Annotated in this window: 16 protein-coding genes and 1 tRNA gene; 6 read left to right on the top strand and 11 right to left on the bottom strand. The window is 62.1% G+C overall.

Annotated features, from left to right (window positions below; translation table 11 throughout):
- Positions 1-28: 28 nt before the first annotated feature.
- The gene (locus AC0L2H_RS12525) at positions 29-421 is read right to left on the bottom strand and encodes a hypothetical protein (RefSeq protein WP_473590510.1); all 393 of its coding nucleotides are present in this window, start codon (positions 419-421) and stop codon (positions 29-31) included.
- 97 nt (positions 422-518) lie between these two features.
- Here AC0L2H_RS12525 and phaC point away from each other — a divergent pair, with 97 nt between their 5' ends.
- The 3 genes from phaC (at position 519) to AC0L2H_RS12510 (ending at position 4081) form a co-directional block, all read left to right on the top strand.
- On the top strand, positions 519-2354 hold the full coding sequence (phaC, locus tag AC0L2H_RS12520) for a class I poly(R)-hydroxyalkanoic acid synthase (RefSeq protein WP_473590509.1): 1836 nt from the start codon (positions 519-521) through the stop codon (positions 2352-2354).
- 270 nt (positions 2355-2624) lie between these two features.
- On the top strand, positions 2625-3824 hold the full coding sequence (locus AC0L2H_RS12515) for a YcbK family protein (RefSeq protein WP_473590508.1): 1200 nt from the start codon (positions 2625-2627) through the stop codon (positions 3822-3824).
- 182 nt (positions 3825-4006) lie between these two features.
- Positions 4007-4081, top strand: a tRNA-Glu gene (locus AC0L2H_RS12510).
- Positions 4082-5396: 1315 nt separating this feature from the next.
- Here the strand turns inward: AC0L2H_RS12510 and AC0L2H_RS12505 are convergent.
- The 3 genes from AC0L2H_RS12505 to AC0L2H_RS12495 all read right to left on the bottom strand — a co-directional run bounded on the left by AC0L2H_RS12505 (position 5397) and on the right by AC0L2H_RS12495 (position 7502).
- Positions 5397-5693 (bottom strand): hypothetical protein, encoded by a 297-nt coding sequence (locus AC0L2H_RS12505; protein ID WP_473590507.1) that lies wholly within the window; start codon positions 5691-5693, stop codon positions 5397-5399.
- A 692-nt stretch (positions 5694-6385) separates the two neighbouring features.
- Entirely contained in the window at positions 6386-6703 is a 318-nt protein-coding gene (locus AC0L2H_RS12500; protein ID WP_473590721.1) for a hypothetical protein, read from the bottom strand.
- A gap of 139 nt (positions 6704-6842) precedes the next feature.
- Positions 6843-7502, bottom strand: a complete 660-nt coding sequence (locus tag AC0L2H_RS12495; protein WP_473590506.1) for a DUF2161 domain-containing phosphodiesterase — start codon at positions 7500-7502, stop codon at positions 6843-6845.
- A 178-nt stretch (positions 7503-7680) separates the two neighbouring features.
- Here AC0L2H_RS12495 and AC0L2H_RS12490 point away from each other — a divergent pair, with 178 nt between their 5' ends.
- Together AC0L2H_RS12490 and AC0L2H_RS12485 are read left to right on the top strand one after the other, a co-directional pair.
- Positions 7681-8628 (top strand): MurR/RpiR family transcriptional regulator, encoded by a 948-nt coding sequence (locus AC0L2H_RS12490; RefSeq protein ID WP_473590505.1) that lies wholly within the window; start codon positions 7681-7683, stop codon positions 8626-8628.
- An 85-nt stretch (positions 8629-8713) separates the two neighbouring features.
- On the top strand, positions 8714-10030 hold the full coding sequence (locus tag AC0L2H_RS12485) for a M20 family metallopeptidase (protein WP_473590504.1): 1317 nt from the start codon (positions 8714-8716) through the stop codon (positions 10028-10030).
- Here AC0L2H_RS12485 and AC0L2H_RS12480 read toward each other — a convergent pair.
- The 5 genes from AC0L2H_RS12480 to AC0L2H_RS12460 are packed head-to-tail and all read right to left on the bottom strand — an operon-like array spanning position 10005 to position 14636.
- Positions 10005-11048: a branched-chain amino acid ABC transporter permease gene (locus AC0L2H_RS12480; RefSeq protein WP_473590503.1), complete on the bottom strand. Its 1044-nt coding sequence runs from the start codon at positions 11046-11048 to the stop codon at positions 10005-10007. The two genes, AC0L2H_RS12485 and AC0L2H_RS12480, sit on opposite strands and share 26 nt — an antisense overlap.
- On the bottom strand, positions 11045-11920 hold the full coding sequence (locus tag AC0L2H_RS12475) for a branched-chain amino acid ABC transporter permease (protein ID WP_473590502.1): 876 nt from the start codon (positions 11918-11920) through the stop codon (positions 11045-11047). The genes AC0L2H_RS12480 and AC0L2H_RS12475 overlap by 4 nt, the downstream gene beginning before the upstream one ends.
- 19 nt (positions 11921-11939) lie before the next feature.
- Positions 11940-12659: an ABC transporter ATP-binding protein gene (locus tag AC0L2H_RS12470; RefSeq protein WP_473590501.1), complete on the bottom strand. Its 720-nt coding sequence runs from the start codon at positions 12657-12659 to the stop codon at positions 11940-11942.
- Positions 12656-13393, bottom strand: coding sequence for an ABC transporter ATP-binding protein (locus AC0L2H_RS12465; RefSeq protein ID WP_473590500.1), 738 nt, complete (start codon positions 13391-13393; stop codon positions 12656-12658). The genes AC0L2H_RS12470 and AC0L2H_RS12465 overlap by 4 nt, the downstream gene beginning before the upstream one ends.
- A gap of 4 nt (positions 13394-13397) precedes the next feature.
- The gene (locus tag AC0L2H_RS12460; RefSeq protein WP_473590499.1) at positions 13398-14636 is read right to left on the bottom strand and encodes an ABC transporter substrate-binding protein; all 1239 of its coding nucleotides are present in this window, start codon (positions 14634-14636) and stop codon (positions 13398-13400) included.
- A 206-nt stretch (positions 14637-14842) separates the two neighbouring features.
- Between AC0L2H_RS12460 and AC0L2H_RS12455 the strand changes: the two genes are divergently transcribed.
- Positions 14843-15667 (top strand): alpha/beta fold hydrolase, encoded by an 825-nt coding sequence (locus tag AC0L2H_RS12455; protein WP_473590498.1) that lies wholly within the window; start codon positions 14843-14845, stop codon positions 15665-15667.
- Here the strand turns inward: AC0L2H_RS12455 and AC0L2H_RS12450 are convergent.
- Together AC0L2H_RS12450 and AC0L2H_RS12445 are read right to left on the bottom strand one after the other, a co-directional pair.
- On the bottom strand, positions 15664-15960 hold the full coding sequence (locus AC0L2H_RS12450; RefSeq protein ID WP_473590497.1) for a DUF982 domain-containing protein: 297 nt from the start codon (positions 15958-15960) through the stop codon (positions 15664-15666). The genes AC0L2H_RS12455 and AC0L2H_RS12450 overlap by 4 nt on opposite strands.
- A 157-nt stretch (positions 15961-16117) precedes the next feature.
- The gene (locus AC0L2H_RS12445) at positions 16118-16324 is read right to left on the bottom strand and encodes a hypothetical protein (protein WP_473590496.1); all 207 of its coding nucleotides are present in this window, start codon (positions 16322-16324) and stop codon (positions 16118-16120) included.
- Positions 16325-16842: the final 518 nt, after the last annotated feature.

Genomic DNA, 16842 nt, shown 5'->3' with positions numbered 1-16842 from the left:
AGACCGTTTTCGGTGGCGCGATATAGGCTTATTTGCAGTCAGGGTCGAGAGCAGGGTCGCAATTGGCTCCGATCTGCTTCAGCGTATCTGGCCCATGCTGCTTTGCCAGCGCGTTCAGCGTCGCCGGATTCGTCACCTTGGCCGCGCCACCCTTCGAGCCCTGCCCCTGCTCGTCAGCCTTCAACTGGGCGAGCTTGGCGTTCTTTTCCGCTTCGGTGAATTGCTCGGCCGCCACCTGAGGCGGAACGTTGAGGTTCGGATAGGTGCCGGTGTCCTTCGGCCCTTCGGCGGTCGCAACCGGCGTGGCGCCGTCGATATTGGTGCTCGAACACCCTGCGATCGCCAGCAAGACGACCGCTACGCCCGTGCGGCAAAAACGACCGATGCCGGAAAAAACAGTTTCGCCAATATTAATTGTCATATTGTTTCCTTGGCATCCGGGGTAGAGCGCGTTGGACCCTGCCGGATGTCCCATGATAATATGTCAAGAAAACGCTTCGGGAGGAACCCCGCGCACCATGTCCAAAACACCCGATTCGGGCAAAGCGGAAGATGACGAGCCTTCGACCGTTGAGCAATATCTGGTGAAGGACCCGGAACGCTTCGCCTTGAACATGGCGCGCATGATCGAGCAGGCCGGCAAGGCAGCCTCCGCCTGGGCCGAGCCGCGCGAAAAGGGCGATGTGCGCGATCATGTCGCCGAGCCGGTCGTCGACATGGTGAAAACCTTCTCCAAGCTCAGCGAATACTGGCTTTCCGACCCGCAGCGGGCGCTCGAAGCGCAGACGCGGCTGTTTTCCGGCTACATGACCGTCTGGGCCAATGCCATCCAGCGCATCAGCGCCGACGGCCAGGATACCGACGACGCGGTCAAGCCCGAGCGTGGCGACAAGCGTTTCCAGGATCCGGAGTGGGGCCGCAACGCTTTTTTCGATTTTTTGAAGCAGGCCTATCTCGTCACCTCGCGCTGGGCGGCCGAGCTGGTCGATCACGCCGATGGCCTGGACGAGCACACCCGCCACAAGGCCAGCTTCTACGTCAAGCAGGTGTCCAACGCCATCTCGCCGTCGAATTTCATCCTGACCAATCCGGAACTGTTTCGCGAGACCATCGCCTCAAACGGTGAAAACCTGGTGCGCGGCATGAAGATGCTGGCCGAGGACATCGCCGCCGGCAAGGGCGACCTGAAGCTCAGGCAGGCCGATTACTCGCCTTTCGAGATCGGCAAGAACCTCGCCACCACACCCGGCAAGGTGGTGGGTCGCAGCGATGTCGCCGAAATCCTGCAATACGATCCGGCGACCGAAACCGTACTAAAGCGGCCGCTGCTGATCTGTCCGCCATGGATCAACAAATTCTACATTCTCGATCTCAACCCGCAAAAGTCCTTCATCCGCTGGGCGGTCGAGCAGGGCCACACCGTCTTCGTCATCTCCTGGATCAACCCGGACGAGCGCCACGGCACCAAGAGCTGGGAAGCCTATATCAGGGAAGGCCTGCAATACGGCCTCGACACCATCGAAAAGGCCACCGGCGAGAGAGAGGTCAACGCCATCGGCTATTGCGTCGGCGGCACGCTGCTGGCGGCAGCGCTGGCGCTGATGGCGCAGGAAGGAGACGACCGCATCAAATCGGCAACCTTCTTCACCACGCAGGTCGACTTCACCCATGCCGGCGACCTGAAAGTGTTCGTCGACGAGGAGCAGGTCGCGGCTGTCGAGAAGTCGATGAGCGAGAAAGGCTATCTCGACGGCACCAAGATGGCGACTGCTTTCAACATGCTGCGCTCGGGCGACCTGATCTGGCCCTATGTCGTCAACAACTACATGCGCGGCAAGGATCCCCTGCCCTTCGATCTGCTCTACTGGAACGCCGATTCGACCCGCATGGGCGCCGCCAACCATTCGTTCTACCTGCGCAATTGCTATCTCGAGAACAATCTGTCGCAAGGCATGATGGAACTGGCGGGCCGCATGATATCGCTCGGTGACATCACTATCCCCGTCTACAACCTCGCCTCGAAGGAAGACCATATCGCGCCGGCGCTCTCGGTGTTCCTCGGCTCGAAGTATTTCGGTGGCGAGGTCGAGTATGTCATGGCCGGCTCCGGCCACATCGCCGGCGTGGTCAACCCGCCGGCAGCGCAGAAATATCACTACTGGACCGGCGGCAAGCCAATCGGTGACTTCGACCAGTGGGTAGCCAAGGCCACCGACCATCCCGGCTCCTGGTGGCCGCACTGGCAACGCTGGATCGAGACCAGGGACAACACCAGAGTTCCGGCCCGCAAACCTGGCAAGCATATGAAAACCTTGGGCGATGCCCCTGGGACCTATGTCAGGGTGCGTGTGTAACCTTCTGTAATGTGTGGTGAGTTGACGTGCCGCCAAAAGAGGTCGAAATGGTGTCGTCAACCCTCAAGCGGCCCCGATTCAGCTCTTGCCGTCGAATTACTTTCAGGCTTGCGGATTTGACACAGATCTCGTTTCCGGTCGGGGGAACAAGGAGCATTCCGGCGAGACATCGAGACGTCGCGCCAATGACGTACCGGTCGGACATCGAGGGGGAATTTTGTTTTGAAATCAGTAGGATCGCGCCTCGCGAAGGGAGAAAGCCGCGCTATTGTGGCAGCGCTTTTTTCCGTGCTTCTGGCGTCCTGCACCTCCGCCGGTGATCCTGATTTGTCCGTTGGTATGCCGGGCTATAACGCGACATCAGCCGATATCAGCACCGCTTCCGGCGCCAACCAGATCGCCGCCGTCGATTCGTCGTCGCAGGTGACGACTTCACAAATGACGACGGCGTCAGAGGGCGATGCGGCCCTTCCCGAACAAGTCGCCTATGTGCCGGTGACCAGGCCGGGGGCCAAATCCGATGCCGGTTTCCCGGTTGCCATTCCCGCTGATGCCGAGACGATTGCAGGCCACACGCCGAAACCGCTGGAGCAATCCGGGCAGACGGCTGAACAGGCTGGCACGGCAGTGCAGAAAACACAAACGGCCGATGCGGCAGCCACCACACCGAAGCCGGAAGGTGCGGCTCCGGTCATGAACAATCCAGTCTATGTGACCGCCGGCGAACCGCAGGCGCAAGCGCCGAAGAAAAGCTTCCTTGCCTCATTCTTCAGCGCCACGCCCGCTTCGGCCGCGCCAGCGCCGGTCAATGCCAGGTCGGGAGATCAGGCCGCTGTCAGGCAGGTCGCCACCGCACAGTTCAAGGCCACGGCGCCGACGCCGGCAAAGGCGGCCGTGACGCTGGCCTCGGCCACCGCGGCCGAAAAGCCGGTGCAGCTGGCTTCGACCGACACCAGCAATTACACCAGCGATGCACTGCCCGGCGTGCGCCAGACGGCGTTGTTCGAGATCAAGCGCAAGTCCGGCCTCGACGACGAGAGCGATGTCGACCTCAACGAGGACGAAGGCTCGGGCGGCTCCTATCAGGTGGCGTCCGCCGCCGGTCTTGCCCGGCTGGCGCCCAACGGTCTCCTGAAGCAGAACGAGAGCGTGGACGTCGCCTGCCTGAAGCCGTCGCTGGTCCGGGTGCTGAAGACGATCGAGGGCCACTACGGCAGGAAGATGGTCGTCAGCTCTGGCTATCGCGACCCGGCCCGCAACCGCCGTGCCAATGGCGCCAAGAATTCGCTGCACATGTATTGCGCCGCCGCCGACATCCAGGTTCCAGGCGTTTCGAAATGGGATCTGGCGAACTATATCCGCACCATGCCCGGCCGTGGCGGCGTCGGCACCTACTGCCATACTGAATCCGTTCACGTCGACGTCGGCCCGGAGCGCGACTGGAACTGGCGCTGCCGCCGGCGCGGCTAGTTCTTTTCCGGTTTAGAGAAATCCGAGGGAGCCGTTCGGGTAGACAAACATGCGGTGCGGCGCGGAACCGTGCTAACGCCGCGAAACCGGCGGTTTGCTGCCACCGAAAAAAGTTGTCGCAGGCGGTGGCAGACGGGTTGCCGGTTTCAAACAACGCAACTATAAACCGCTCACATCTGAGCGCGCCCATCGTCTAGCGGTCAGGACACCGCCCTTTCACGGCGGTAACAGGGGTTCGATTCCCCTTGGGCGTACCAGACAGATCAAGCACTTAGCTGACTTTCAGGCCGATGCGTCGAATATGCATCGAACAAGAGCCAGTGAATGAGCGCGGACGCGCACTTGGGTGCCGGCCTATTCGTGATGGGCAACATAGACGCCAGAATTGCCGAATTAGCCCGGAAGCGGTGGAGCAGTCGCTGCTGCAGCGGCACCGGGACGTCATGTTCGACTTGATTTGACATGGGCGGCTAAGATCGGCGGCGCGATCGGCGCGTTGCTCGGCCGCGCGTTGATAGTCAGGTCTCAGACGCCGCTTTCCTTCTTGATGGCTGAAGCACATCCGCCAGATTCAACGAACTGATCAAAACACTGAAGCACCTGTCGGGCGCCCTGCCCTGCGGATGGCACGGATGTGTCTGCCCTCATCGCGCCTAGACAGCCTCACCAGCGCGCGGTCGGCTTGCCTGCTGCCGGCCGCGTGATAATTGCTTCAATGGCTAGCGCGAGGTGAATTACCGATACCAGCAGGATCGCACCACCGACCAGCAAGTCGTGCATTATGAAAGCTCCTGTTGCGGTGTGTCGAAGGACGAGCGCTTAAGATTGCAGAGCAAGCATTTGCGGCGATCGCTGTGCTGCGATCATCCATCGGTTGAATGAGACCGCGCATCATTTTTCTGATCCCGGATGGCACTGACAAGCCCTACCGCGCCGGATCGCTTGGTACCGGCAAGATGCGGCGTTCATCGGCTTCACTGCCCCGCCAATTTCCGTCGTTAACCGTGGTCTCCTGAAGCAGAAACCGTTCATTACAATAAATGTCGACGACAATCGGAAGCTATGAGAACCCTGCAACCATGGACGATGCTAATTCGAAGACCGTTGGCCTCTATAGGTGCCCAGGCATTCCGCCATTTGTTTGCGTACTGGAGGGGTCCAGATGTACCTTCCTCTCCCAGGAGGACTACCGCGCGCACAGACACAAGCCTGACTTCGAAGTACTGCCTTGGGAAGCGGAGTTCAGGGCCGCGAGAAATCGCTAATCCGGCTTAGGAGAGTTCAGTCTATACGCTTATGACAAACTCAATGACTGCAACCCAAGCCGCCGCGCAAAAGCCCAAGCCGACAACTAGACCGAGTAGCATCCAACCGTGGGGCCAAGGTTCGGGCGGCTTGTAAGCGTCGTTGCGTGCGAGCATCTCCCAGTAAGAGCCGAGGGCGCATTTGACGTCAAGCAGAAAGCAACAACACGGAACTACGCGCTGCCCGCGCGTCGGACCAGCGAGGGGTCCATCCCCTGCTAGCCGCATAGCACATAATTCTCTTCTCCGCTCGGCATCGGCCTCGGGATCAGTCGGCGATCCTGCCTTCGCGATTTACCACGAGGCGCATCAGCGGGGGCGCACTTGTCAGATGCGCCCTCGTCGCCATCCGCCGTTCTTCGACCGACCTGAGGTAGCCGCTTGATCGCGGCCTTCCGCTCGCCATCGCCAAACCCTTGTCCAGGACATCCTGAAGATTTGGCGTGTAGTAGGCGGTTTCTTCCAGACCGCTGAAGAAGTTTATGCGGTGAACTCCCCCCTTCTTGCTCATGACAATGCCGGCTTTTCGGAGCACTTCCTGAACCGCCTTGTACGTCAAGGTCATGGTTACCTCCTGGTTAAGACAAGCCAGCATGGCCCTCTCTTGTAACCGTTTGGTGGCGGTGATTGTCGAAAGTGCAACAGGAATGCTGTGGCCAGCCTCCGCAACGAGAAACGCGCCGTGCCGAAGAATTTAGGCGCTGTCATAATTCATTCGCATGTTTCGCTCGAATCGGCTTGAGCCCATGTTTTCACCAGCCGGCGAGAGCCTCCCCCATGGCCGCTGGTCAGGCCCAGCGGCCTACCGCTGCCAGTAATCTACCAAGCCGCTGGGCCGCCGCACTTTCCCAGGAATGCCTTGGAGACCAACCAGCACGCCCCAAGATGCCCTTAAGTTTTCCACCGCTAATATTAGCCCATCCGATTTTTTTTACGCGCCATTTACGAGACTCAATTAGCTTCCGCTCATGGAACGTCGGCACGCCATCCGAAGGATCAAGGACGGACTTTGGGAAGTCTACGACATAGACGACGAAATGGTTGTCTTCGTGGGCGACGTGCCTCTGACCAATTTGCAGGATGAGGAGGCACTCGACGCCTTGGAGTTGCTGAAGGATGGTTTCCTGCTTCCGAGAAGCCGGGGGGCTTCATCGCGCCGATCCTGAGCGCGCTTGCCAAGCGGAAGAGTTTGCAATGGGCGCATTCTAGACGATGCGCCTGCTAACTGCCTCGGCCAAACGCCGTGCCTCTGCGCAATCAACATTTCCTGCTTCTGGCTGCTGCAATCGCAGCCTGCTGCTGCCGCAACCGCTCGATCTTCGCGCCTTCGCGAGCAGCGACGGTGGAGGCGACGCGCCGGCCGCCCCATAGCCAGGTCGGGATATTTGCATGCGCAACCTTGCCCCGGGTGATCGCCGTCTGCGAGATCTCGCTGGCGACGGTGCCCATTGCCACGTTGAGTTCGACGCAACTCATCGTGTCGTATTTCGCGGCATCGACCGACGCGCGCAAAGGCGATGCGCAGCCTGTCATGAGGCTGCAGAGCAGAAGCACGATGGCGGGAATCACCTTCATCTTCGCCGGGACTCCATGGAGGTCACCACTCATTCGATTGCTCCGCCGCTATCGCAGGAGCAGTCTTTGTCGTCCGCAAGAGGCTGTCACGTTTCGCCTCCTCCAACAATCCTTCGACCGCCAGCAGCAGACTGCCTCGTCATGGCGCCGGCTGTGACCAGCGCTGCAAGGCCGCATGGCCGACGTCAGTAAGCGCATAGACGCCGCGCTCGGCCCTGGCGAACCATCCATAGACATTGTGAAGCAGGATATTGGCGGCGCGAGGCGAGATGGCTTTCAGATCGCGCGGGCGCTTGGGACCGTCCACCATCGCGGCGGCGCAGGCCAGCGCATCCTGCCGGTAAGCGGTCATGATCGGTGTGCGGGAGCCGCCGCCGACCACAGGGTCGCCGCGCCGGCGCCGGTGCTCTTCCATCAGGCGCGACCTTCGCCTTGGATCTCGCCGCGGCGGCGGAGCGGCCGGACTGAGCAGCAGTTCGACATTGCCGGAGGAGCCGACCGCCAGAAGGCCGAAACCGAGCCGGCGGCAGAGCGCGCGAAACCGGCGATCGTGCTCGCGGCCCTTGCCCCGACTGGACATGCGCGCGGCGAGCCAGACCTCGTCGCACGCCGCGGCACGATCGATGCCTTGAAGGACGAGCTCGAGGTTGAACTGCAGTTTCAATTCGCAGATGACGACCACCGGTGGCTCACCGTCGCGCAGACCGACGACATCGCAGCCGCCAATCTCGCCTTTGACAGTGAATTCCAGGCTCTCAAGAAACCGCTTCACCGGGGTGTAAAGAGACGTCTCCTGCATCCTGGATGCCATAGCCGATTCGGGCCGCGCTCGCACAGAGTGTGCCTTTACCGCACGACCCGGGCGGAACAGACGGGGGCTCCGAATTCAACCTTGTAGAATTCCTTCCAAAAATTGACATCAGGGGCAGAATTTGTAATTTCTCTATCATCGACTGAAGCGGAAAGGGAGAGGTCCGGTGTCGATCCGCGAAGAGTTGGCGCATACCAGCCTGGTCCTCACATCCGCCGAAGCCAAGATCGTGCAGGTGCTTCTTGCCGATTATCCGATGTCCGGCCTCGGCACCGCCACCCGCCTGGCAAAGGCAGCGGGCGTCAGCGATCCGACGGTCATGCGCCTCATGGTCAAGCTTGGCTATGGCGGCTTCGCCGCCTTCCAGGGCAAGCTTCTGGCGGAAATCGAATCCCGGCTGCACTCGCCGTTGCTGATGATGGAGGCCAAGCGTCCGGCCAATTCGAGCGACGGCACGGTCAACGACTATTTTCACTCGGTTTCCGACAGCCTTGAGCGGACGCGCACTGCCGTTGCCTCCCAAAGCTATGGCCGGGCCGCAAAGATGCTGCTCGACTGCAAGGGCCAGGTCGTGCTGCTCGGCGGGCGCTTCAGCCGCCACATCGCCTCGATGCTGGCCGGCTATCTCGTGCAGTTCCGTCCCGGTGTGCACGATGTCGGCTCGCTGGCGCCGACGGATTTTGATCTCTTGATCGATCTCGGCAAGCGCGACCTGCTCGTCGTCTTCGACTACCGCCGCTACCAGTCCGACGTGGTCAACTTCGCCCGCCAAGCGCGCCAGCGCGGCATGAGCGTCCTGCTCTTCACCGATCCCTGGCTCTCACCGATCTCCGAACATGCCGACCTGACATTAATCGCCGCGATCGAGGCCAATTCGCCCTTCGACACGCTGGCCACGGCCGTCGTCCAGATGGAAACCGTATTCGCCCACGCGCTGGAGAGTGAAGGCCTGACGGTGCGCAAGCGCATCGAGGACATCGAAAGAATCCGTCGCGCCAATGGCGTGACGCTCGACGCATCGGATTTTGCCGGCGCCGGCCCCAAGAAGACCGTCGACGGCGATCCAGGGAAGTGGGCGGCGCCGTTTGTGAGAGGCAAGCACAAGTCGACGTGACAGGGGCCGATGGTCGGCCCGGCAGTCCCTGCGATCAAAGACAATTACCAACGCCACCGAGGCGGCAGCACGAAAGGACATCGACATGCTGGACAGGGATGCGGCCATTGCCGCTGCGCAAGCCGAAATCGACAAGGATCGAGACTGGGTGATCGGGCTGACCAGCGATATGGTTCAAATCCCTTCGGTGAATCCCAAATTCGAGACGAAACAGGGCCTGAACCGGGAGGCCGACGTGCAGGCGCTGCTGGAGCCGATCCTCAAGGCGGACGGCTTTGCGACCGAGCAATGGGATGTCTTGCCGGGTCGGCCCAATCTCGCCGGCGAATGGGCGGGCGATGAGGCGCGCAGCCTGATCCTGTGTGGCCACATCGACGTGGTGCCGGTCGGCGAAATGAAGAACTGGTCGGTCGACCCGTTTGGCGCCGCCATCACCAACGGGCGTCTCTACGGCCGCGGCGCGGTTGACATGAAGGGCGGCGTCGCCGCCTGCATCGCTGCCGCGCATGCCATCCGCAAGGCCGGCATCACGCTGCAGGGCCGACTGGCGATCCACAGCGTGGTCGACGAGGAGGCCGGCGGCTTCGGCGCCATGGACGCGGTTGCGAAGGGCAAGCTCGCCAAGGCGGTGCTGGTCGCCGAACCGACCTGGGGCGACGTCCTGCCGGTCGAGGGCGGGCTCGAATGGGCGCGGGTGACGATCCGCGGCCGCAACGCGCATTCGGCGCTGCGCTACAATGAAATCTATCCGCAGCGCCACGGTAAGGACCGGCTGGAACCTGGCGTCAATGCCATCGAACTGGCTGCCCGCTTCATAACGGCTGTACGCCAATACGAACTCGACCGCACGCGGGCCAGATCGCATCCGCTGCTGCCGCTTGGCATGAACACCATCAACATCGGCGTGATGTATGGCGGCACCGGGCTTGGCGAGGATGGCCTGCCGACGGTGATGACCAATCCGGCGATCATCCCCGATGTCGCCGTGCTCGACCTCGACATGAAGTTCCTGCCCGACGAAAACTCAGCCGACTACCGTCGCGATTTCGAGACCTTCGTGCATCATTTCGCCGCCGCCGACGCCTGGCTGCGCGACAATCCGCCGACCATCAAGTGGGAGCTGGGCGGCCTCTATTTCCCGCCGATGAACACCTCGCCGGATCATCCGCTGGTCAGGTCGCTGGTCGCCAACAAGGCGCGTATCGGCAAGACGCCCGAGGTGAAAGGTTTCATCGCGGTGTGCGACGCCGCGCACTATGCCGGCGCCGGCGTCGACGGCGTCATCTTCGGTCCGTCCGGCGACGGCTTCCATGGCGCCGACGAATATGTCGAGGTCGACTCGGTGGTGGAAACCGCCAAGGTCATCGCCGCTTCCGTCATCGACTGGTGCGGCGTTCGCTAACTTGAGGTGTCGTCAGGCCGGGCTTGACGCGCTCGGCTACCCATGTCCAGGCGGCGCGGATCATGCCGACCAGGCCGCTTGGATAGACCAGCATGATGACGATGATGAGCAGCGCCGTGATCATCGGCCGCCACGCGCCGAAATCGGCCATCGCCTCGGAAAAGACGGTCAGCACGAAGGACGCGATGATGGCGCCGTAGATCGTGCTCGTTCCGCCCAGCAGCACCATCGACAGGATGATGGTCGCCAGACTCATGCCGAACACGTCGATCGAGGCGTTGCGCTGGTAGGCGGCGTAGAAGGCGCCGGCGATCCCGGTGAAGAAGGCGCTCGCCGCCAGCGTCACCATGCGCTGCCTGACCAGCGAGACACCGCGGCTGATGGCATATTCCTCATTGTCGCGCAGCGCCATGATGCTGGCGCCGGCGCGCGAGCGCACGAACAGGCGCAGGAACAGCGTGCTCGCCACCAGCAGCGCCAGCGCGATGTAGAAATAGGCGAGCTTGCCGTCGCGGATCATGTTGTGGTCGAAGACGTAGAGGCCCGGCACCCGCACCAACCCTTGCGTGCCGCCCGTCAGGTCGGACTGGCTGATGATGACCTGCATGACCAGCTGGGCGAAGCCGAACGTGACCAGGATGATATAGATGCCCTTCAGCCGCAGGATCGGAATGGTTACCAGCACGGCCGCCAGCGTCGCGATCACGCCGCTTGATAACAGCGCGATCCACGGATCGACACCGGCCACCTTGGCCAGCAGGCTGTAGGCATAGACGCCGATGCCGAACAGCGCGAGATGGCCGAAATTGAAGACGCCGCCATAGCCGAGGCTGAGATCCCAGTTCGAGGCGACGACGGCATAGATGAAGATCATGATCAGCACGTGCCGGCTGTAGCTGTCGCCGAAAACGAGCGGCAGCAGGGCGAGCACAAGGAAGCCAGCCACGAAGCCTATCGCCTCGCGGTTCCAGGCGACGCGGCCAGGCGCGGACGGGATGGCGATGTCGAGCAGCGTCATGCCAGCCCCCGGGAACGGCCGGCGAAGATACCCTCAGGGCGCACCATGAGCGTTCCGATGAGCACCAGGAAAAGCAGTGCCGGTGTCCAGTAGAGGCCGAAATAGTAATTGCTCGCCGCCTCGAAGAACCCGATCAGATAGGCAGCGAAGATCGGTCCCGAAATGCTTGAAATACCACCGAAAACCACGACGATCAGTGCCTTGAGCAACGGGTCGGCGCCCATCGACGGGTTCATGAAGCGGTAGCCGCCCATGAAGATCCCGGCAAGCCCCGCCAGCGACGCGGCGATGGCGAAGGCAAGCCCGTAAAGCGCCGTGACATTGAGGCCGACGAGCTGGCTGGCATCCTCGTTCTGCGCCACCGCCCTCAGCGCCAGTCCGAGCCGCGTGCGGTTGAGGAACGACCACAGGGCGGCCAGAATGAGCGGCGTGATGACGATGATGGCGATCTGGTGCAGCGACACGCCGACGCCGGCGATGGTGGTGTTGCCCTCGATGAGGCTCGGCAGTTGCTTGGAGCGCGGGCCCCAGACCGTCAGTGCCCCGTTCTCGATCAGCGAGCCCGCCGCCAGCGTGGTGATGACCACGACCAGCACGATGTTGGGACGGCCGATCAGCGGCCGCACCACCGAAGCCTGCAGGATCCAGCCGGCGCCCGCCATGACGATGACGGCGAGCGGGAAGGCGATCACCACCGGCAGGCCGAAGGCGACCAACTGCCAGGCGAAATAGGCGCCCAGCATCATGAACACGCCATGGCTGAAATTGAACACGCCAATCGTCGTCCAGACCAGCGCCAGCCCTACCGCCATCATGGCGTAGAGCGAGCCCTGGAACAGGCCGCCGAAGAAGATGTCCGAAAAGACGCTCATGTCCTGTCCATTCCCGCTTTCAATGTCCGAAATACATGGCCATGACTTCACCGTGCTCGAGGCTCTCGCCCGGCCGGATCTCGGTCTTGACCGCTCCGTGATCGACAAGAAAGAGCTGCCGGCTGAGCTCGAGGAGGAACTCGATGTCCTGTTCGACGACGACCAGCGGCACGCCCCCCTTCGATATGTCCATGACGGCGGCGCAGAGTTCGTCCTTGATTTTCGGCGCCAGTCCAAGGGTCGGCTCGTCAAGGATCAGCAGGCGCGGATGGCTCATCAGCGCCGTGCCGATCGACACCATCTGGCGCTCGCCGCCGGAAAGCGTGCGCACCCTTTGCCGCCAGCGCTCGGCAAGCTTGGGGAACAGCTTCACCACCTTTTCGCGGTTCTCGGCCTCGTGCGGCCGTGCCCGTGGCGAATAGGCGCCAAGCGCCATGCAGTCGCCGATCGTCAGATCCGGGAACAGCTTGTTGCCTTGCGGCACATGGATCAGGCCAGTGGCTACGATGGCGCGCGCACTCAAGCCGGTAATGTCCTTGCCGTCGAAGGCGACACGGCCGGATTTCGGCGCGACCAGGCCGGAAATGGTCCGGAGCAGCGTCGTCTTGCCGTGACCGTTCGGGCCGAACAGCCCGACATTGCCGAAGCGGCCGGCTTCCAGCGTCATGTCGTGCAGGACGGTCACGCGGCCATAACCTGATGTCACCGCCTCGACGCTCAGGATCGGGTTTGCGCTCACGCCGCCGACCTCCTCGTGCCGAGATAGGCTTCCACCACGCGCGGATCGGCGATCACGCTCTTGGGTTCGCCCGCGGCCAGCACCCGGCCCTGGTTCAGCACCAGAAGATGCTGCGACAGGCTCATCAGGAAGGTCAGCACATGTTCGATCAGCACCACGGTGATGCCGCGCTCGGCCGTCCGCCGGATCAACCCGATCGAGATTTCGATCTCCGGCTTGGTCAGGCTCGATGCCGGCTCGTCGAGCAGAAGCATGCGCGGTTCCGTGGCGATGGCCGTTGCCAGCATCAGGCATTTGCGGTCGAACACCGACAATTCGCCAGCGAGGCGCCCGAAGGCCGGGCTCGAAAGGCCGACGAACTCCAGCGCCTCGACGGCGCGGCTCCGCGCCTCGGCCGCCCCTCGCCCGGGTTTGCCATAGCCGGCGCCGATCAGCGCGTTCTCGAACACGGTCAGCCCGTCGAAGCTGGTCTCACGCTGGAACGTCCTGAGAAGGCCGAGCCGTGCAATGGCATTGCCGGACCGCCCCTGGATGTCTGTGCCGTCGAACCGTATCCGGCCTTTGTCGGGGCCGAACGGTATGCCGGTGATGACATTAAACAGCGTGCTCTTGCCACTACCGTTCGGTCCGGCGATGCCGAATATCTCCCCCGCCTCGACGGCGAAGGAAACTTGGTCGACCGCCTTCAGCGATCCGAACGCCTTCGATACGCCCTCGACTTCGAGCAGCGGCATGCCGCTATTTCATCCAGGGCTGCGCCTGGAACTCGCCGGTCGCGTATTTGGCCGGCGAGATCAGCGTGCGCTTGCCGTCCCATATCTGGAAGAAGGTGATCGGGATGTAGTCGTCGCCCTGCATGGCAAGGTGCGTCGCCGGATCGAACTTCAGGCGGCCTTCGGCAACCTGTTTGTCGGTCTCGGACAGCGCTTTCATGATAGCAGCGTGGTCCTTTGGGTCGCCGGCCTTTTTCACTGCATCGAAGTAGACCTGGACTATCTCGTAGAGGCCGACGCCATAGGTGCCGCTTTCCACGCCATATTTGGCCTTGAACTTGCCAGCCACCTCGTCGGCGCGCGGGTTCTTCGGCGTCGTCAACGCGCCGCCGAGCAAATTGTAGATGACCCCGTTCGACTTCTCCTTGGTCAGCTCGACGAATTCCGGAACGCTCGGCGCATATTGCAGGAACACGAGGCTCTTGGTCGGCTGCTCCAGGAACTGGTTGAGGAACGAGGCCGAATTGCCGGGCAGATAGTCGGTGTTGATGACCACGTCCGGCACGTCCTCGCGCACCTTGGCCAGGATCGAACGCCAGTCGGTCACTTCGCCGAAGGGCACGAGTTCGTCAACGGTGATGGTCCAGCCCTTTTCCTTGAAGGTCTTCTTCATGCCTTCTGAGATGGTCTTCGAATAGGCATTGTCGGACGAGATGATCGCAACCTTCTTGGTGGGCAGCGCGATCTTGCCCTCGGCCGCCAGCTTCTCGACGAAACTGGTGACATCGGTGTTGTAGGCATCGAAAGACGGCGTCAGCGACCAGCAGCAGGCGTATTTTTCCGGATCGGGCGCGATGATGTCCTTGGTCTGCTGCGACGTTGCCGCGAGCACGTAAGGCATCTCCGCCTCGGCCATGTTGTCGATCTCGAAATTGGTCAGGCTGGCATAGCCGGTCAGCATGAAATGCACGTCCTGGTCGCCGAGCAGGCGCTCGACCGCGCTGGTGACGTTCGCCGCCGACTGATCCTTCACGTCGCCCACGACCAGTTCGAACGTATGGCCGTCAATGCCGCCCGCGCTATTTGCCTCATCGATCGCCATCTGCGCGCCGCGCTGGAATTCCTGTCCGTCGGCCGCCGCCGGGCCGGTCAGCGGCGCCAGCAGGCCGATCTTCACCACATCGGCCAGCGCCGGCGCAGCGCTCAGCATCACGCCCAGCGCGGTTCCAAGCAGGATGTGCCTGAAATGGCGTTTCATCGACATTGTTTTCATTGTCCCTGTTCCCCTGTTTGTCCTGGCGATGGTTGGATGATTGACAAATAATGCACAGGCAGGCCAATTTGAAAAGATATTTTCATAGGCAGGCAAGCAGATTTGCCTGCTCGTTAAACGCGCGGAACCGTGTGATGCATTTCCAGGCAGTTCGTGGGAATGCAGCGGGCAAGCGAAAGCAGACAGTGGAGACAGGGATGGCGACTACGGTCAGGACGATCGAGACAAGTCACGGCACGATCGCCGTGCGCGAGAGTGGCGGCACCGGCATGCCGGTGCTGATGATCCACGGCAATTCGTCGTCGGGCGCCGTCTTCCGCAATCAGTTCGATGGCAGGATCGGCGCGACCTACCATCTGATCGCAGCCGATCTTCCTGGACACGGCGAGTCCGGCAATGCGGTCGACCCGGAGCGCAGCTACTCCATGCCTGGCTATGCCGACGCAATGACCGAGGTCATGAACGGGCTCGGCATCGAAAAGGCAGCGGTCTTCGGCTGGTCGCTGGGCGGCCATATCGGGCTGGAGATGATCGAGCGCTATCCCGGCATGCTCGGCCTGATGATCACCGGCACGCCGCCGGTCGCCGCCGCCGATCTAGGCAAGGGTTTCAAGACCAGCCCGCATATGAACCTTGCGGGCCAGGAGATCTTCACCGAGGCGGATATCGATGCCTATGCGCACTCGACCTGCGGCGAGCCTTATGACCAGTTGCTCCGCGATGCCGTTGCGCGCACCGATGGTCGTGCCCGCGCGCTGATGCTCGGCAAGTTCGCCGCCGGCTTTGGCAATGATCAGAGCCAGATAATCCTGGGCAAGACACCGCCGATCGCCGTACTCAACGGCGCCGACGAACCGTTCGTCGACACCGATTTCGTCGACACGATCCCGTTCTCAAACCTGTGGGAAGGCAAGAAGCACCTGATCGGCAAATCGGGCCATGCGCCGTTCTGGGATTCGCCCGACCGGTTCGACCCGATCTTCGACCGCTTCCTGAAAAGCCTGGAACCCGGCTGGCGCTAGGCTCTAAGCCCCCTCGCCTCGCTAACCCGTTTGCTCCGAACCATCATGTCTCGGGCCAGCAGGCGGCTCACCCGGCAGAACGTCATGAACGCCCGACAGGCATCCTCGGTCTTGACCAGGTCGACCGTCGCGCCGAAGCAGGCATTGAACGCAGCCTGATAGACCGGGCCTTGCCGGCGGACCGGCCAGTCCTGCAGGAAATCCAGCGCCTGTTCGACGCTGTAGATTTCCTCTACCGGCAGGCCAGGCGCAGTCGTGATGCGCACCGGCACCTCGAATTGCAATCTGTCCATTCGTTTCTCTCCCGAACGGCATTGCCGCGGCCACGCCGTTCGTCACGGAAAAAGTTGCTTTGATCAGCTTTTCGCCCAAAAATGTGTCGTCAGTGCGGACGCCGACCCAGTGAAGCTCGTACGGAAGGTCTATTGGTTCGCCAGGTCGGTTTCCGCCTCATAGGCCATGCGAACGGCCATGATGATGACATATAGGGACGGCACGGCAAAATGCCGCCGAGGACCAGCGCCGCGGTCCGGCCATGCCGAGCGTCTCGGCGATCGCCCAATAAACGGTTCCGATGCAGATAAGCGCCTGCACGGCGAGGAACAAAGCGGCCGAGGCCGCGCGCGTCAGCGTTTTGACTGTCTTGACACGTTGCATTGAAAGAGCTCCGGAAATGAAGCGGACGGCCGGCAGCCGCCGCACGGCTAGCGACGCGAAAAACATGAGTGGGCGGATTGGGCGCGGTCCGAGACCGCTCAGCTCAGAGGGAAGGCGGCGCGCGGGGCTGGTTGGCACTCGCCTGCGGCGCAGGTACGAATGCATACACGGCCGACGCCTGGACGGGCGAAACCTGATTGAGCAGGAAGAAGGCAGATTCCGACGCAAGCGCGCCCGGATTGCCGCTCACGAATTTGACCGGTAGCAGCCGGCTGGAGCGAATCTCGAGAGGCTGCGCCTTGCCGCGCAGCGGCGCGACCGCGTCGTCCTGGCGCGCCCCGATGCCATCAGGAGGCGAAATCTCCGAACTCTGTCACCGCCCTATCGTGTCCAACCGAAAAAGGAAAGCATCGCACCAAAGGCTGTCGCCGGCGAAGGCGCAATATGGGCCACAACGCACGAATCTCGCGAACGTTCGCCCTTAGCCGGCAGTTCGTCCTTGAACCTTGCGCCGTCCG

The organism is Mesorhizobium sp. WSM4871 (genome assembly GCF_055811295.1).
This window is presented reverse-complemented; position numbering and strand designations above follow the sequence as displayed.